The following is a 14187-nucleotide window of genomic DNA, read 5'->3' on the forward strand; positions in this document are numbered from 1 at the left end:
CTGCAATTCTTTTATATAGAAGAAACGTTCATATCACTTGTTAAGCCGGCAATACATATTCACGTGTTTGGACATCTTCAAGCAATAAATCTTTTAATCTTTGCTTGCCCCGGAACAGACGGGATTTGACTGTGCCGATTGAAACTTTCATCGCTTCCGCAATCTCGATCAATGATAATTGATGCACATAGAAATAGACAATCGTCGTCCGGTAAATCGAATCCAACTCCGAGATTTTATTCTGCAGCAATTCAGATACATCCTGCTGCTCCAATAATTCAGGCGCTCCTGCATTATCCGATGGGATCAGGTCAAGCAATGAAATGTCGAGACCTTCCGGCTGCTGCTGGACATGTTTGCTGCGGCGCACATTTTTACGGTAACGGTCACGGAACGTATTCATACAGATTGTCGTCAACCAGGCTTTGACATGATCCACTTCTTTGATCGAATCTTCATATCGCACCACTTTCAGCCAAACCTCCTGCATAAGATCTTCCGCTTCCACCTTATTGCGTGTCAGTTTTAAGCATAAATGATAAATGTAACGATTGTATTCTGTATATAAACTTTCCATGAATTGTTCCTCCGTCCGTTTTTCTTATTGACCTTATTGTGCCGGAAAAGAACCTTTCACTCTATCGCTTCCGCTTTCATTTAGCTTACAGTTATGTAATGAAACGAAAAGCGGAAACGGCCGCTCAGCTCCGACAAGCAAGAGATGGACCAAATGTAATTTGGTCCATCTCTTTGCGACGAAGCTAGCGCAGCGATGCAGGAGCAGTAAGGTTTTTCACGATTTGGCGAAGCGGCGTCTTTCCAGCCACACAGTCTCGAAAAGCGGAAGTGCCTGTTCAGCTCTGACAGGTATAAGACGAATCAGCGTAGTGGCGTTCTTTGCCACGCAGCTGGTTTGACTTATATCCCGAAGAGCTAGGCACTGGAGACTAGACAAAAAGTGGCTTACGACTCGAGGAGTTGGCCGTTGGAGTCTGGACAACGAAAAGCGGAAGCGCCCGTTAAGCTCTGAAAGGCTTAAGGCGAGCTAGCGAAGCGGCGGTCTTTGCCGTATAGCTAGATTGACTTATGAACCTAAGAGCTGGGCGGCTGGAGTCTGGACAGAGAAAAGCGGAAACCCCCGCTCACATTTAAAGCAAAACAAAAAAACCCGCCCAAAGGCAGGTTTTAAGCAAAAACTTCTTCATCTTTTTTGGTTATGGTCAAGCGCACAATGCGGTTGCGGTCCATTTCGTTTACTTCAACATGAAGATTTTCATATGTGAACTGCTCACCTTCATCCGGGACGTGGCCAAGCTGCTGCATGACAAATCCGGCAATGGTGTCGTGGTCATTCGGAACTTCCACTTCAAACATTTCATTCACATCTTCAATTTCAAGACGCCCATGGCAAGACAAGGTCGTGTCGGTCATTACAAATACCAGTTCATCATCTTCCTCGTCCGTTTCATCTTCGATGTCCTGGCCGATCATTTCTTCGATAATATCTTCATGCGTAACGATTCCCAGTGTCCCGCCGTATTCGTCCAAAATAACAGCCATGTGTTTTTTCTTGGCCATCATCATCTTAAAGACTTTTTCAACGCTGACTGACTGGACTACGAATAGCGGATTATCATCCATCAATTCCTGCAAGGTCAGATTCGGGTTCATGGACCATTCGATCAATTTTTTCGAATAGAACAGGCCAACCACGTTATCCATGCTTTCTTCATAGATTGGATAACGTGTATAAGAAGAATCCAGGATTAAATCGCGGACTTCTTCATAAGTTGATTCGATGGAAATACCGACGATATCCGTACGGTGAGTGGACATTACATCTGAAACGTCTTTATGCGGGAAATCGAGAACTCCCTTGATCCTTTCAGATTCATCTTCTTCGAAAGTTCCTTCAGTCGAAGCAATATCGACCATCGTACGCAATTCTTCCTTTGTCATCGTCGCTTCCTTGACGCTGCCTTTTGAAATGATGCGAATAAAGATATTGGTGAACTGCGCAAGCAACCAAGTAAGTGGCTTGAACAAAAACACAAGCACCCTGATTACCGGAGCCACAACGTAAGCAACTTTATCTGCAAAAGTCGCTGCAATTGTTTTCGGCAGAACTTCACCGAATATGATTAAGATTAAAGTCAAAATTGCCGTGGCAAGCCCGACTTCCCACCCTCTGTCAATTGCAATCATGGTGACGAGGGTCGGCAGCATAATGTTGGCAATATTATTTCCGATTAATATAGTAGTGATCATCCGGTCCGGCTTCGCAATCAATCTTTGCAGGTTCTGCGCTTTTACATCCCCCTGCTCTGCGCGAAGATGGACCTTCATCCTATTAACCGCAGTCAATGCCGTTTCGCTTCCCGATAAGAAGAACGACATCATTAAAAATAATACTAACGCTATAAACAAAATTGTTTCCTCCAGTGTCTAAAACACAAAATTTTTACGTGCTATTTCCGTACGTACAATTATATCACAGCGATTTTCCTTCTGTCGAAAAGTACAACTTCGTTATGGTATACTTTTTTCATTGTAAAAACTCAAAGAAAAGAGGTTTTTCAGAATGGATGCAAAGCAAATTGAACGTTATTTCCAGCAACACCGCGGAGATCATTTGGAAGAGTTGAAGTCTTTCCTCCGTATTCCCTCGGTCAGCTCGTTGTCAGAACATAAAGAAGATATGCTGACAGCGGCCGAATGGCTGGTCAACGCTTTCGAAAAAGCGGGAATGGAGAATGTTAAAATCGATGAAACCGGTGGCCATCCCCTGGTTTATGCCGACTGGCTGCATGCCGAAGACAAACCAACCGTATTGGTTTATGGCCATTATGACGTCCAGCCTGTCGATCCTCTTCACTTGTGGGAATCGTCTCCATTTGATCCGCAGGTGCGCGACAATAAATTATACGCCCGCGGTGCAAGCGATGATAAAGGCCAGACTTTCATGCATATAAAAGCGGCCGAAGCGCTATTGCAGCTGAATGGCGAACTTCCAGTCAATATGAAATTCATCATTGAAGGCGAAGAGGAAATCGGCAGTCCGAGCCTCCCGGCCTATGTAGAAAAAAATAAAGATGCTCTTGAAGCAGATTTAATCGTCATTTCCGATACAGGCATGCAAGGGCCTGGGCGTCCGGCAGTTTGCTACGGCCTTCGCGGTCTTGCAGGCATCCAGATTGATGTGAAAGGTCCGAAAGGCGATCTGCATTCCGGTCTTTACGGTGGAGCTGTGCAAAATCCGCTGCACGCCATTGTTGAAATCCTTGAAAGCTTCCGTGACAAAGAAGGCGTCATCCAAGTGGAAGGATTCTATGATGACGTTCTGCCTGTTTCCGATAAGGAACGCGCTGAATTCGCATCACTCGAGTTTGACTTGGAAAATGAAAAGAAAGAACTTGGCATCACAGAAGATTTCGGTGAAACAGGTTATTCATTTGTTGAACGTACATGGATCCGTCCGACTCTTGAAGTCAACGGCATTACAGGTGGCTTCTCTGGTGAAGGCATCAAAACAGTGCTTCCTGCAGAAGCAAGCAGTAAAATAACATGCCGCTTGGTTCCTGACCAGGATCCGGACGACATTGTCGCCAAACTGAAAGCTCATGTCGAGTCGCATAAACCGGCTGGCGTTTCTGTTGAAATTACAGAATTCGATAAAGGAAAACCATTCCTGACGCCATTCGATCACCCGGCAATCCAGGCAGCTGGCCGTTCATATGAGAAAATCTACGGCGTACCGACAGCATTCACCCGCATGGGCGGCTCGATTCCAATTGTGGCAGCCTTCGATGAAATCCTCGAGCGCCCTGTCGTTCTTATGGGATTCGGCCTTGCTTCCGAGAACTTCCATGCACCAAACGAGCACTTCCATCTTGAGAACTTCGATAAAGGGCTTCGTGTCATCTGCGATTACCTGTTTGAAGCTTCCGCGTTGAAGTAAAGCGATTTTCAACCTTCCTGCCCCAGCGGCAGGAAGGTTTTTTTATCGTGCAGTTTCCTTCCTGCGGAAAAACTGCTTTACTTATAGACATTAGATCTTTTCAACGGAGGCCATTATATGCTATTTTATTTTTTATTTTCTTATCTGTTCGGCACCCTGATGACCGCCTGGCTCATCGGCAAATGGAAAGGGGTCGACCTCAGCAAAGAGCGCAGTGGCAATCTTGGCGCCCGTAATGCCGGTGCTGTCATCGGCAAGAGCGCTTTCCTGCTGACATTCCTGGGTGATGCAGGCAAAGGGGCATTAGTGGTCTTTGCGGGTTTCTATTTCAACTTTCCGTTATGGGCGGTTGCCATCGCTGGACTTTTGGCGGTGCTCGGGCATCTGTTCCCTTTTTGGCTCCGCGGCCGCGGCGGGAAGGGCATTTCTGTTTTTCTCGGTGTGACATTCTTTTTGACGCCTGAACTTTTTCTGGCGATGTTCGTGATGTTCATCGCATTTTATCCATTTTTCAAAAGCGCCACTTTATGTATGCTGAGCGCCTTTACGGCATTTATCGTATTGGCTGCTGTTCTTCACGTCATTCCGGTTGTATGGCCCCTGATTTTGGCAATTATTATTATTGTCTACAAACACCGTTTCGATATTGAACAGTCCTATATCAGACGGTTTGGCAACACGTAACATAGGATTGTCAGCCAAACGGAATTTCATAACCCCCTGCTCTATCCGCATAATATTATTCGTGTTATAGTTTTATTATTCAAAAAATTAAAGGATGGGATGTTGAATCATGAAAAAACCAATTGCATGGGTGATGGATACTACTGGCTACGTAACCGAAGAAATGAAAGCTCATCCAGACGTCTATATTGTGCCGCTTAATATACATTTCGGCTCTGAAGAATTTATTGACGGAGTGGATCTTACACAAGCTCAACTGTATGAGCGCATTAAAGCGGCTCCGGAATTCCCGAAGACTTCCCAGCCATCTGCCGGGAAATTCGCTGAGCTGTACGACAAGCTGAAAGAAGAATATGAATGCGCCATCGCTGTCCACGCTTCTGCAAAATTGAGCGGAACAATTGCTTCTTCTACTGCAGGAGCTGACATGTCAGGCTTTAAAGTCTATGCAGTCGATTCCCTTGCCCTGTCATATGGTCTATCGGGCCTGCTGGAACGTGGCATGGAACTTGAAAAAGAAGGACTCGACGCTGAACAGATTGCACAGAAGCTTGAGAAAGAAACTGCTGATTTCCGCAATTATATTCTTATCGGCAATCTGACGCAATTATACAAAGGCGGCCGGATGAGCGGCGCCCAGTACTATATCGGAAGCCTTCTGCAAGTTAAGCCAATCGTTCAGATCAGCCAGGAAGGCGAATTAAAACCGATTGATAAAGTACGTTCCCATAAAAAAGCCGTAAAATACCTGATTGACCACGCGGTCAAAGATAACAAGGAACTCGGTGTCGACACGTTCCAGATCATGCACGGCAACTCACACGATGAAGCCGAGAATTTAAAGCGTGAAGTTTTAAAAGTTATCCCCGAAGCCCAGATTATTGTCGGAGATTTAAGTTCATCCCTGGCAGTCCATGCAGGCGAAGGCACCTTGGCATTAATGTGGAGAAAAAGCCCTCAATAATCAGAATTTTCACAGAGGTCATAGAAGATATCCACTGTTTCTTCTGCTACAATAAAAGCAGAATGACGGTGAGGTGGAGTTTATGCAGCATGTTGAACGAGAGATTTTTAATACCGTAGAACTATGCGATGCAAAAGGCCAGTTAAATCCTGAAGCGATTGGATTTGCGCGCAAGCCTCTAATCATCAGCAACCTTAAAGGGAATTTCATGCGCAAGAAAAAGTGGAATTACTGGTGTGTTTTTGGAGAAGAGATCATGTTTTCCGCTACCATCAGCCATTTGGATTACGCAACGGTCTGTTTTGTCTATTTCCTGAATTACGAAACTCAACGTTTTTATGAAAAAACCGTAGTTATGCCCTTTTCCAGAAAGCGCATTATTGCAGATGAAGCATTGGAAACCTGTAAATTCCAGCATCCGGACATGGAAATCGAATTTCTGTACAATCAGGACTCAACCCATATCACTGTTCAAATCGATGACTTTGATGGTGAAAAACTGAGTGCCAACCTGGACATCAGTTATCCTAAAAATCATGAATCCCTGAACGTAGTGATTCCTTGGAACCGCCAGACTTTCCAATTCACCGGCAAGCACCTGTGCCTGCCGGCAACCGGTACCGTGAAAGTCGGTGCCCATCAGTATAATTTCGAACCGGTTGAAAGTTTTGCCGTTCTGGATACGGGCAGAGGCGTATGGCCTCGGGAGTCTTCATGGAACTGGGCCATGGCTTCCCAGCGCTCACTCGGTAAAACCATTGGATTGAACTTCGGCGGCAAATGGACTGACGGCACCGGAATGACTGAAAATGCGTTTTTCGTAAACGGTAAAATGCATAAAATACACGAAGACGTTCTGTTCCATTATGACGATACGGATTATAAAGCGCCCTGGCAGATTGCCACAAAGTTTTCTGATGATGTCAAATTGGAGTTCACGCCCTTTTTCGAGCGTGTTTCCAAGAGTGATATGAAACTGGTGAAATCCGAAGTCCATCAGCTATTCGGTTATTATAATGGGTATGTACGCTATGAAGATGGCAGGAAGTTAAAAATCAGCCAATTGCTCGGCTCTATTGAAGAGCATTATGCGAAGTGGTAATAGAAAAGCGACGGCACCCGTTCAGCTCTGAAAAGCATAAGACAGATCAGCGTAGTGGCCTTGGCCACGCAGCTGAGCAGGCTTATGACTCGAAGAGTTGGGTGGCCGGAGTCTGGACAAAAAAAGAGACGCCGGCATCCCGCCGGCGTCTTTTCGAGCTTTCTAGAAACATACAAATTCTATAATTATTACGTTTCAGATGGACGCTTTCCGCGGGGAGCGGCCTAAGCCTCCTCATCCGCTTCGAAAACCTTGTGCTGCTGTCTCTGCATCGCTGCGCTAGCTTCGAGACATGAAAAACCGTTGCAGCGCAGCGATGCAGGAGCATGGGTTTGAGTTAGTGCATGACAGCATGTTGATATAAAAATCACGTGCTCCTGCAGTGCTGCGCACTTCGTCGCAAAGACATTAACCTCGCAAGCGTCGGCTAATGTCTTCGAAGCTGTTTTGCGCAATATCGGTTTACATTCTTCTATCAGTTTCTACTGATTCACGGGACTTTCCAATTCCGCCAGCATCAGTTCGGGAAAATCGGTAAATATGCCGTGAATGCCTATTTGCTGCAATTGCTGGGCATACTCGATTTCATTGACTGTATATGCATAAACAATTGCGCCTCTGCGCAGTGCATCTGTAGCCATTCGGCGAAAGGCGCCAGGCAAGGACATATGGATGCGGTCGGTGCCGACAACCCGGGCATAATCATAGACATCGACGTATATATCCAAAGTAAGGATCGCGGATTCAACTGTTTTTTTGCGGCTGACTGTCTGAATATCTTCATGGTTAAACGAAGAAATCAGGATCCGATGCAGGAATCCCCGTTTCTCCGCAGCTTCAAGAACTTTGCCCACAAGGCCTTCGTATGGAAAAACATCCGTTTTCAGTTCAATATTCAAGCGATGATCCGTTTCCTGAAAGATATCGAAAACTTCATCCAGAGTGGGAATTTTTTCGCCGGCAAATTCCCCCGAAAACCAGGAACCAGCATCCAATTTCCGCACTTCACTCAGGGTCATATCTTTGATGTACCCTTTCCCGTCTGTAGTCCGGTTGACCTTTTCATCATGGATCACTACGATTTCCCTGTCTTTTGTGAGATGAACATCAATTTCCACTCCGGTTATCGGCAATTCTGCTGCCGCTTTGAAAGCTGCTAATGTATTTTCAGGATATGTTCCTGAACATCCCCTATGTGCATAGATTCTCATAAAGCCCCTCCTAAATCTCTGTTCTGATATCCCAAAGTTCAGGGAAAAAATATTGGTCAAGCACCTTTTTCAAATAATGGACACCAGAAGAACCGCCTGTTCCTTGTCTGAAACCGATAATGCGTTCAACGGTCTTCATGTGGCGGAAACGCCATTGCTGCAGCCAGTCTTCTATATCAACCAGCTTTTCTGCCAATTGGTACAGTTCCCAGTGCGTATCCACATCGCGATAAATTGTTTTCCAGGCTTCCCTTACACTGTCATGTGGTTCATAAACTGTTGTGATGTCGCGTTCCAAAACTTCTTTATCAATGGCAAAACCGCTCCGTGCCAGTTTCTTTATTGCTGCGTCATAAAGGCCTGGCGCTTCAAAAGCTGCAGTCAGTTCTTTCAGAAGAGCTGGATCCTTCTCATATATTTTCAGCACATGCTTCGTCTTATAACCCAGCGCAAATTCAATCATCCGATATTGATAGGATTGGAAACCACTGGCATTGCCGAGATCATCGCGGAATTCCATATACTCAGCTGGTGTCATCGTTGCCAGCACATCCCATCCATTAATGATCTGGGATTGTATTTTTGACACACGGGCCATTTGCTTAAATGCCGGTTGAAGATCGTCGGCATCAATACTGCGGATTGCTGCGCGCAATTCATGCAGTATCAATTTCATCCACAGTTCCGACACTTGGTGGATAACGATGAACAAAGTTTCGTCATGATGGCCACTGACTCCATCCTGTGCTGTCAACAATTGGTCCAGGTGCAAATAATCACCGTAAGTCATGCTCTCCTTAAAATCTGTTCTGATATTTTTTTCGGAAGCTGCTGCAATGTTTTGGCCGTTAGTATATTTGTCCATGAAGATAACCCCTTTATGCTCTGCTTTTCCTCTTCTCGACTTTTGCGTTAACTCTACTGCTGTAAATCCTTCTTAGATGAAATGAAAAGCTTATGTTTTCGAAATTCGGGAATGGAATCTATAAATGCAAAATGAAAGGATGAGAGTAATGATCAATAAAAAATTTCCGCTTGCAGCAGGATTCCTCTTTTCCTCGGTCCTCTTGCTTGGCTCCTGCGGCAATGAAGAACAAGTGACAGAACCTGTTACAGACGAAGCTTCTGATTACGACGGAGTAGAAGACGCCAATCCTGAAGGCGGTCTTGCCGAAGAAAATGTCGGCGGTGAAGTTTTCGGCTTTACAGATTTTGAACTTGATGTCGATTATCCTGACCAGGATGATGCATTGACAGCCTCGTACGAAGAAATCAGAGACCAAGTGGAAGCTGAATATGAAGACAAACTTTCTAATGAAACACTGACCGGCAACGATGCCTTCGATAAACTCGAACCTTTATTGGCTGAACTTGAGTTGACTGAAGATATGTCAGAGGAAGATGTCATCAGCAAAGTTACAGAAGTATTCAATATAGACTCTAATTTTGAATCCATTGAGGTTGAAGTAACTTACCCCGAAGGAACCGATAAAGAATACCAGGCATCAGGAAATTGACCGTGCAATAAACCATCCTCAGCTGGGTGGTTTATTTTTTATAGCTTTTTCCAATACTCGATTGTATGAACAGGATTAAAACCGGATTTTCGGTAGACCGTCAGCGCATCATTTTCAGTTTCAACTTCGAGAACTGCACGCTTCTTCCCTTGCTGCATGGCATAATGACGGCACCATAACAAGAAAGCTTTGCCATATCCCTTTCCCTGCTCTACCGGATCTACAGCAAAAGCCGTAATCCAGAGTCCACTTTCGTCTTCTTCTTTTATAAGTGAAGCGCTTGCCACGAGCTCACCCTCCCGTTTCATAACGAAAACTTCTCTATCGTTTTTTTCTATATTGTAGTGGACAACCGGTAGAATATCTTCATCGAATGCGGCAACCATCAGATTTTCGAGTTTCTCTATTTTTCCATCATAAGGAATGATGGTCAATCCTCCTGGCAATTTAAATTCTGCCAACGGTTCTGCTTCAAGTTCGATTTCCTTGAAATCCGGCTGATAGCCCAGGCTCGCTATAAAATCTTTTGCCCCTTCTTCTTCTGTAAAAACAGCAAGCCCCTCTACAGCCTGACGCTGCTGCAATCCGTATGCCACTCCCCCAGCCAGTGCTGAACCGATGGTTAACCGTCTATAGTCAGGATGCACAAGTGCTGACCATTCATACGAATCCAGCCCGATAAGGTCTGCAGCGGCAGCAAAGCCAAGCAATTCATTGTTTTCGGTATAGGCAAGAACAGCGAATCCCGGTACATCAGCCAGATGCCAACTGGATTCAAATAAAGGTTTACTGTAATCTCTATCGCTCATTTTCAATAGTTCCCGCATATCCTGGATCGTTTCAGAATCCAAGGGAAATGACGCGATTGAAAGAGACAATTCCATCTCCGACCCACCTGCCTTTTTTTATTTATCGTATCATACCTGCCATAGGAGATGTTTGAGGAGAAAAAAATCCCGAAGGAAAAATCAATTCCTCCGGGATTCTTTCTACAGTTTCGCATCAGTCAGCATTGTGGCATACAGACCGCCTTTTTCAAGTAGCTCGTCCTGTGTTCCAGCTTCCACCAGCTTGCCCAGTTCCATGACGAAAACCAAATCCGCCTGCCTTACTGTGTTCAACCGGTGAGCTATTACAAAACTCGTTCTGCCGGCCATCAGCCGCTCAAGTGCTTCCTGAATTTTTAATTCGGTCACAGTATCGATGCTGCTGGTGGCCTCATCAAGAAGAAGAATGACCGGGTCTGCAATCAAAGCACGCGCAATGGACAGCAATTGTTTCTGTCCCTGTGAAATCATGGAACCGTCTCCTTCGAGAATTGTATCGTAGCCGTTCGGCAGTTTTTGGATGAAGTCATGGGCATTTGCTTTCTTCGCAGCTTCAATGACCTCTTCTTCAGTTGCATCCAGTTTGCCATAGCGGATATTGTCGTAAACAGACGTTTCGAATAGGAATGGATCCTGCAGCACAAAAGCGATCTGCTTTCGAAGCGTTTCACGGGGCATTGATGAAATCGGCGTACCGTCTATCCGGATTTCACCTTCATTGGCATCATAAAACCTTGCCAGCAATTGCATAATTGTCGTTTTTCCTGCACCGGTCGCACCGACTAAAGCTGCAGTCTGCCCGACAGCGACTGAAAAGCTGACATTACGGATCGTCCACTCTTCTTCAGCGCCTTCGTATTTGAAAGAGACATTGTCGAATTCGACTTCGCCCGAAAACTCTTTGTCTACATTTTTCACCAAACCATCTTTTTCTTCCGTTTCATCCATGATGGCGAAAACCCGTTCCGCTCCGGCAATCGCCGATAGCACGGTATTAAACTGGTTGGCCAGATCGTTCAGCGGTCTGGTGAACTGGCGGGAGTATTCCGTGAATATCACAATAACCCCGATCGATACGGCTCCGTTCAATGCCAGAAGACCGCCTACCCCTGCTACAATGGCAAAACTTCCGTTATTTAAAAAGTTCATCACTTTCGGTATGAACCCAGCATAGGTCCATGCCCAGAAACCGGCACGCCGCAGCCGTTCGCTTTTCACGAGAAATTCATCCATCACCCGTGGTTCCTGAGAAAACGCTTTGACGATTTTCTGGCCGGAAATGGTTTCTTCAATCATTCCGTTCAAATCGCCGACTGCCCTTTGCTGTTCTTTATACAATCGCCCTGTCCGTTTTGTAATCCACTGCACAGAAACATACATGAGCGGAATGATGAAAAATGTCAATACAGTCAGCAGCGGGCTCAGCAGGAACATGACTACAGCTGTACCCGTCAGCGTAAGAATACTCGAGAATACCTGAATAAATGATGTATTCAATGTGGTTGAAACGTTCTCGACATCGTTCGTCATGCGGCTCATCAATTCTCCATGCTGCCGCTTATCGAAGAAAGATACAGGAAGTTTCTGAAAGTGACTGAACAAGCCTGTGCGCATTCGATATATTACCTGCTGGGCGATTCCGACCATCCAATAATTCTGCAGATACAGTGAAACGGAATGTCCGATATAAATTAATACAAGCCACGCAATAACAACACCCATTCCGCTAAATTGTTCAGGGATGATGTATTGGTCGATTAAGACCCGTCCGACAAGATAAGGCCCCAGAAGGGCTAAAGCCGAACTGACAAAAACCAGGGCGAGGACGACTATCAACAGGAAACGCTGTTCATCGACCAATTTCCAAATCCGCAGCAAGGTGGATTTCCAGTTATCCGCCCGCTCTGTTTTCTTATCAGCATCTTTTTTTAAGTCTTCTTTTTTGATCAGCGGTTCATACCCGAAAGGGCGACGAATGGCATCAAACATATTCATCCACCTCCTCTTCCTGTTGCGACAAAGCAATCTTTCTGTATAGCTCCGAGTCTTCGAGCAATTCTTCATGCGTGCCATAAGCAGAAATCTCTCCTTCTTCCAATAGAAGAATATGGTCCGCGCGCATTGCTGTACGAATTTTCTGCGTGACCACGAGCATCGTCGCTTTTTCCTGCTCCAACTCCTGCCATAATGCGGCTTCTGTCTTCACATCCAATGCACTTGTGCTGTCATCCAGTATTAAAATAGATGGCTTGCGCACCAGTGCACGCGCTATAGACAGACGCTGTTTCTGCCCGCCGGAAAGATTGACTCCTTTTTGCCCGACACGTGTGTAATAACCTTTCGGAAAACGTTCCACCGTGTCATGTATTTGTGCTTTGACAGCGGCATCCGACAATTCTTCCTGCTGAGCCTGTTCTTTGCCCCAGGAAAGATTATCCGAAATGGTCCCCGTAAATAACAGGGATTGCTGAGGAACAATACCTATTGTTTTTCTTAATGCACTAAGTGACCACTCTCTTACATCTCTTCCATGAATCAATACCCGTCCGCCACTGACATCATAGAAACGGGGAATCAGCTGAAGCAAGGAAGACTTACCGGAACCCGTAGCACCCATAATAGCCAATTTTTCATTGGGTTTGATATGGAACGACAGATTTTTCAACACTGGAATCGTTGTTCCCGGATAAGTGAATGAAACATTGTCGAATACAATATCGCCTCGGCGCAGCAATTTCTCTTCGCCTTTTGTATCTTTTTCACGCACGTCTTCAGCCAGAAGAATTTCCTCGATGCGTTCAGACGATGCTTTCGACCGCGCAAAAGCCATGATGATAAAAGAGAACATCGAGAAAGCTCCTGTCATTCGCATCGCGTAGTTGACGATTGCCACCAATTCACCGATTTGTGCATCACCACTCCGGATTTCAAAAGCTCCAAACCATAAGACAGCCAACAGCGATAAGTTCATGCCAAACAACAAAATCGGCAGAATGATTTCCATGATCCGGAATGCTTTGACCGTATCGGTTTTTAATGAGCCGGCCACTTCCGAAAATCGATTGGCTTCATATTTGCCCCGCAAATAAGCTTTGATCAAACGGACAGCCTGCAGATTTTCCTGTACCATCCGATTGACCCGATCCAGCCTTTGCTGCACAAAACTAAAATAAGTAACGCCTTTTTTTACCATTATATAGAGGAAAGCCAAAAGAATCGGAAAAACAACTACCAGATAAATCGCCAATTTTGGATTGACCACAAAAGCCATAATCATACTGCCGATGACCAGCAGCGGAGCGCGCAGCATGATGCGCAAACTCATGAAAAGAATCTGCTGAACCAGTGTGACATCACTGGTAAGCCGCGTAATCAGCCCGGACGCCGGGAATTTATTGAACATCGCAAGTGAGAACGATTGGATGCGCCCATATACGGACCTCCGCAGATCAAAAGAGAAACTCTGTGATACATGGGCTGCGAAATAGGAATTGGCAACCCCTGAAGCAAAGGCCACCAATGACAGTACCATCAGCAAAATGCCGAGCTGAATAATCACATCCCTGTCGCCGGCTACAATGCCGTCATCAATGATGCCCGCGATAACCAACGGCTGCATCAGTTCCACAGCCAATTCCAATAACATGAGAATTAATGCGATCACTATATAAAATGTATAGGGTTTAGCGTAGGAAAATACAGTTTTCAAGGGAATTGCCTCCTGAACATTTCGAAACTCGAATCTTTTATGTTGACTATTATTACATAATATTTTGATAACGGGTAGTTTTTTAAATTGATCCGCTGGAAAATCCGTTTGGATTTGTTGATAAGCCACTCAAAAATAAAGGGACAACTAAAAGAAAACCACCATTTAAACAGCCAAAGGTTAAATTTAGGTTAAAAAATTTAACCTTGAAAATA

Annotated in this window: 12 protein-coding genes; 5 read left to right on the plus strand and 7 right to left on the minus strand. The window is 45.2% G+C overall.

Annotated elements, in window-relative coordinates; translation table 11 throughout:
• Positions 1-40: 40 nt before the first annotated feature.
• Complete coding sequence (locus DP120_RS00785; RefSeq protein ID WP_112221286.1) at positions 41-577, minus strand: RNA polymerase sigma factor; 537 nt, start codon at positions 575-577, stop codon at positions 41-43.
• 608 nt (positions 578-1185) lie between these two features.
• Positions 1186-2427 carry a CNNM domain-containing protein gene (locus tag DP120_RS00790; protein WP_112221287.1) on the minus strand — a complete coding sequence of 414 codons (1242 nt, stop codon included), beginning with the start codon at positions 2425-2427 and terminating at the stop codon, positions 1186-1188.
• A gap of 154 nt (positions 2428-2581) precedes the next feature.
• On the opposite strand from DP120_RS00790, the gene DP120_RS00795 reads away from it, so the two are divergent.
• The 4 genes from DP120_RS00795 (at position 2582) to DP120_RS00810 (ending at position 6708) form a co-directional block, all read left to right on the plus strand.
• The gene (locus tag DP120_RS00795; RefSeq protein ID WP_112221288.1) at positions 2582-3958 is read left to right on the plus strand and encodes a dipeptidase; all 1377 of its coding nucleotides are present in this window, start codon (positions 2582-2584) and stop codon (positions 3956-3958) included.
• Between the two features lie 117 nt (positions 3959-4075).
• Positions 4076-4642, plus strand: coding sequence for a glycerol-3-phosphate acyltransferase (locus DP120_RS00800; RefSeq protein ID WP_112221289.1), 567 nt, complete (start codon positions 4076-4078; stop codon positions 4640-4642).
• A gap of 109 nt (positions 4643-4751) precedes the next feature.
• A complete protein-coding gene (locus tag DP120_RS00805; RefSeq protein ID WP_112221290.1) occupies positions 4752-5606 on the plus strand; it encodes a DegV family protein in 855 nt (284 codons plus the stop codon).
• A gap of 82 nt (positions 5607-5688) precedes the next feature.
• On the plus strand, positions 5689-6708 hold the full coding sequence (locus DP120_RS00810; RefSeq protein WP_112221291.1) for a DUF2804 domain-containing protein: 1020 nt from the start codon (positions 5689-5691) through the stop codon (positions 6706-6708).
• 482 nt (positions 6709-7190) lie between these two features.
• On the opposite strand, the gene DP120_RS00815 is transcribed toward DP120_RS00810, so the two are convergent.
• Positions 7191-7919: a glycerophosphodiester phosphodiesterase gene (locus tag DP120_RS00815; RefSeq protein WP_112221292.1), complete on the minus strand. Its 729-nt coding sequence runs from the start codon at positions 7917-7919 to the stop codon at positions 7191-7193.
• A gap of 10 nt (positions 7920-7929) precedes the next feature.
• Complete coding sequence (gene kynA, locus DP120_RS00820) at positions 7930-8784, minus strand: tryptophan 2,3-dioxygenase (RefSeq protein WP_112221293.1); 855 nt, start codon at positions 8782-8784, stop codon at positions 7930-7932.
• A gap of 148 nt (positions 8785-8932) precedes the next feature.
• Between kynA and DP120_RS00825 the strand changes: the two genes are divergently transcribed.
• Entirely contained in the window at positions 8933-9436 is a 504-nt protein-coding gene (locus DP120_RS00825; protein ID WP_112221294.1) for a YusW family protein, read from the plus strand.
• A 38-nt stretch (positions 9437-9474) separates the two neighbouring features.
• Here DP120_RS00825 and DP120_RS00830 read toward each other — a convergent pair whose 3' ends face one another.
• The 3 genes from DP120_RS00830 to DP120_RS00840 form a co-directional block, all read right to left on the minus strand.
• Positions 9475-10320 carry a GNAT family N-acetyltransferase gene (locus tag DP120_RS00830; RefSeq protein WP_112221295.1) on the minus strand — a complete coding sequence of 282 codons (846 nt, stop codon included), beginning with the start codon at positions 10318-10320 and terminating at the stop codon, positions 9475-9477.
• A gap of 105 nt (positions 10321-10425) precedes the next feature.
• Entirely contained in the window at positions 10426-12252 is a 1827-nt protein-coding gene (locus DP120_RS00835; RefSeq protein ID WP_112221296.1) for an ABC transporter ATP-binding protein, read from the minus strand.
• Entirely contained in the window at positions 12245-13972 is a 1728-nt protein-coding gene (locus DP120_RS00840) for an ABC transporter ATP-binding protein (RefSeq protein ID WP_112221297.1), read from the minus strand. The genes DP120_RS00835 and DP120_RS00840 overlap by 8 nt, the downstream gene beginning before the upstream one ends.
• Between the last annotated feature and the right edge of the window lie 215 nt (positions 13973-14187).

It is taken from the genome of Planococcus halotolerans (assembly GCF_003289955.1).
Classification (GTDB): Bacteria; Bacillota; Bacilli; order Bacillales_A; family Planococcaceae; genus Planococcus; species Planococcus halotolerans.

Coding starts and splice junctions, on each gene's coding strand:
- DP120_RS00785 (WP_112221286.1), bottom strand. CDS start 577: ATGGAAAGTTTATATACAGAATACAATCGTTACATTTATCATTTATGC.
- DP120_RS00795 (WP_112221288.1), top strand. CDS start 2,582: ATGGATGCAAAGCAAATTGAACGTTATTTCCAGCAACACCGCGGAGAT.
- DP120_RS00800 (WP_112221289.1), top strand. CDS start 4,076: ATGCTATTTTATTTTTTATTTTCTTATCTGTTCGGCACCCTGATGACC.
- DP120_RS00805 (WP_112221290.1), top strand. CDS start 4,752: ATGAAAAAACCAATTGCATGGGTGATGGATACTACTGGCTACGTAACC.
- DP120_RS00810 (WP_112221291.1), top strand. CDS start 5,689: ATGCAGCATGTTGAACGAGAGATTTTTAATACCGTAGAACTATGCGAT.
- DP120_RS00815 (WP_112221292.1), bottom strand. CDS start 7,919: ATGAGAATCTATGCACATAGGGGATGTTCAGGAACATATCCTGAAAAT.
- kynA (WP_112221293.1), bottom strand. CDS start 8,784: ATGGACAAATATACTAACGGCCAAAACATTGCAGCAGCTTCCGAAAAA.
- DP120_RS00825 (WP_112221294.1), top strand. CDS start 8,933: ATGATCAATAAAAAATTTCCGCTTGCAGCAGGATTCCTCTTTTCCTCG.
- DP120_RS00830 (WP_112221295.1), bottom strand. CDS start 10,320: ATGGAATTGTCTCTTTCAATCGCGTCATTTCCCTTGGATTCTGAAACG.
- DP120_RS00835 (WP_112221296.1), bottom strand. CDS start 12,252: ATGTTTGATGCCATTCGTCGCCCTTTCGGGTATGAACCGCTGATCAAA.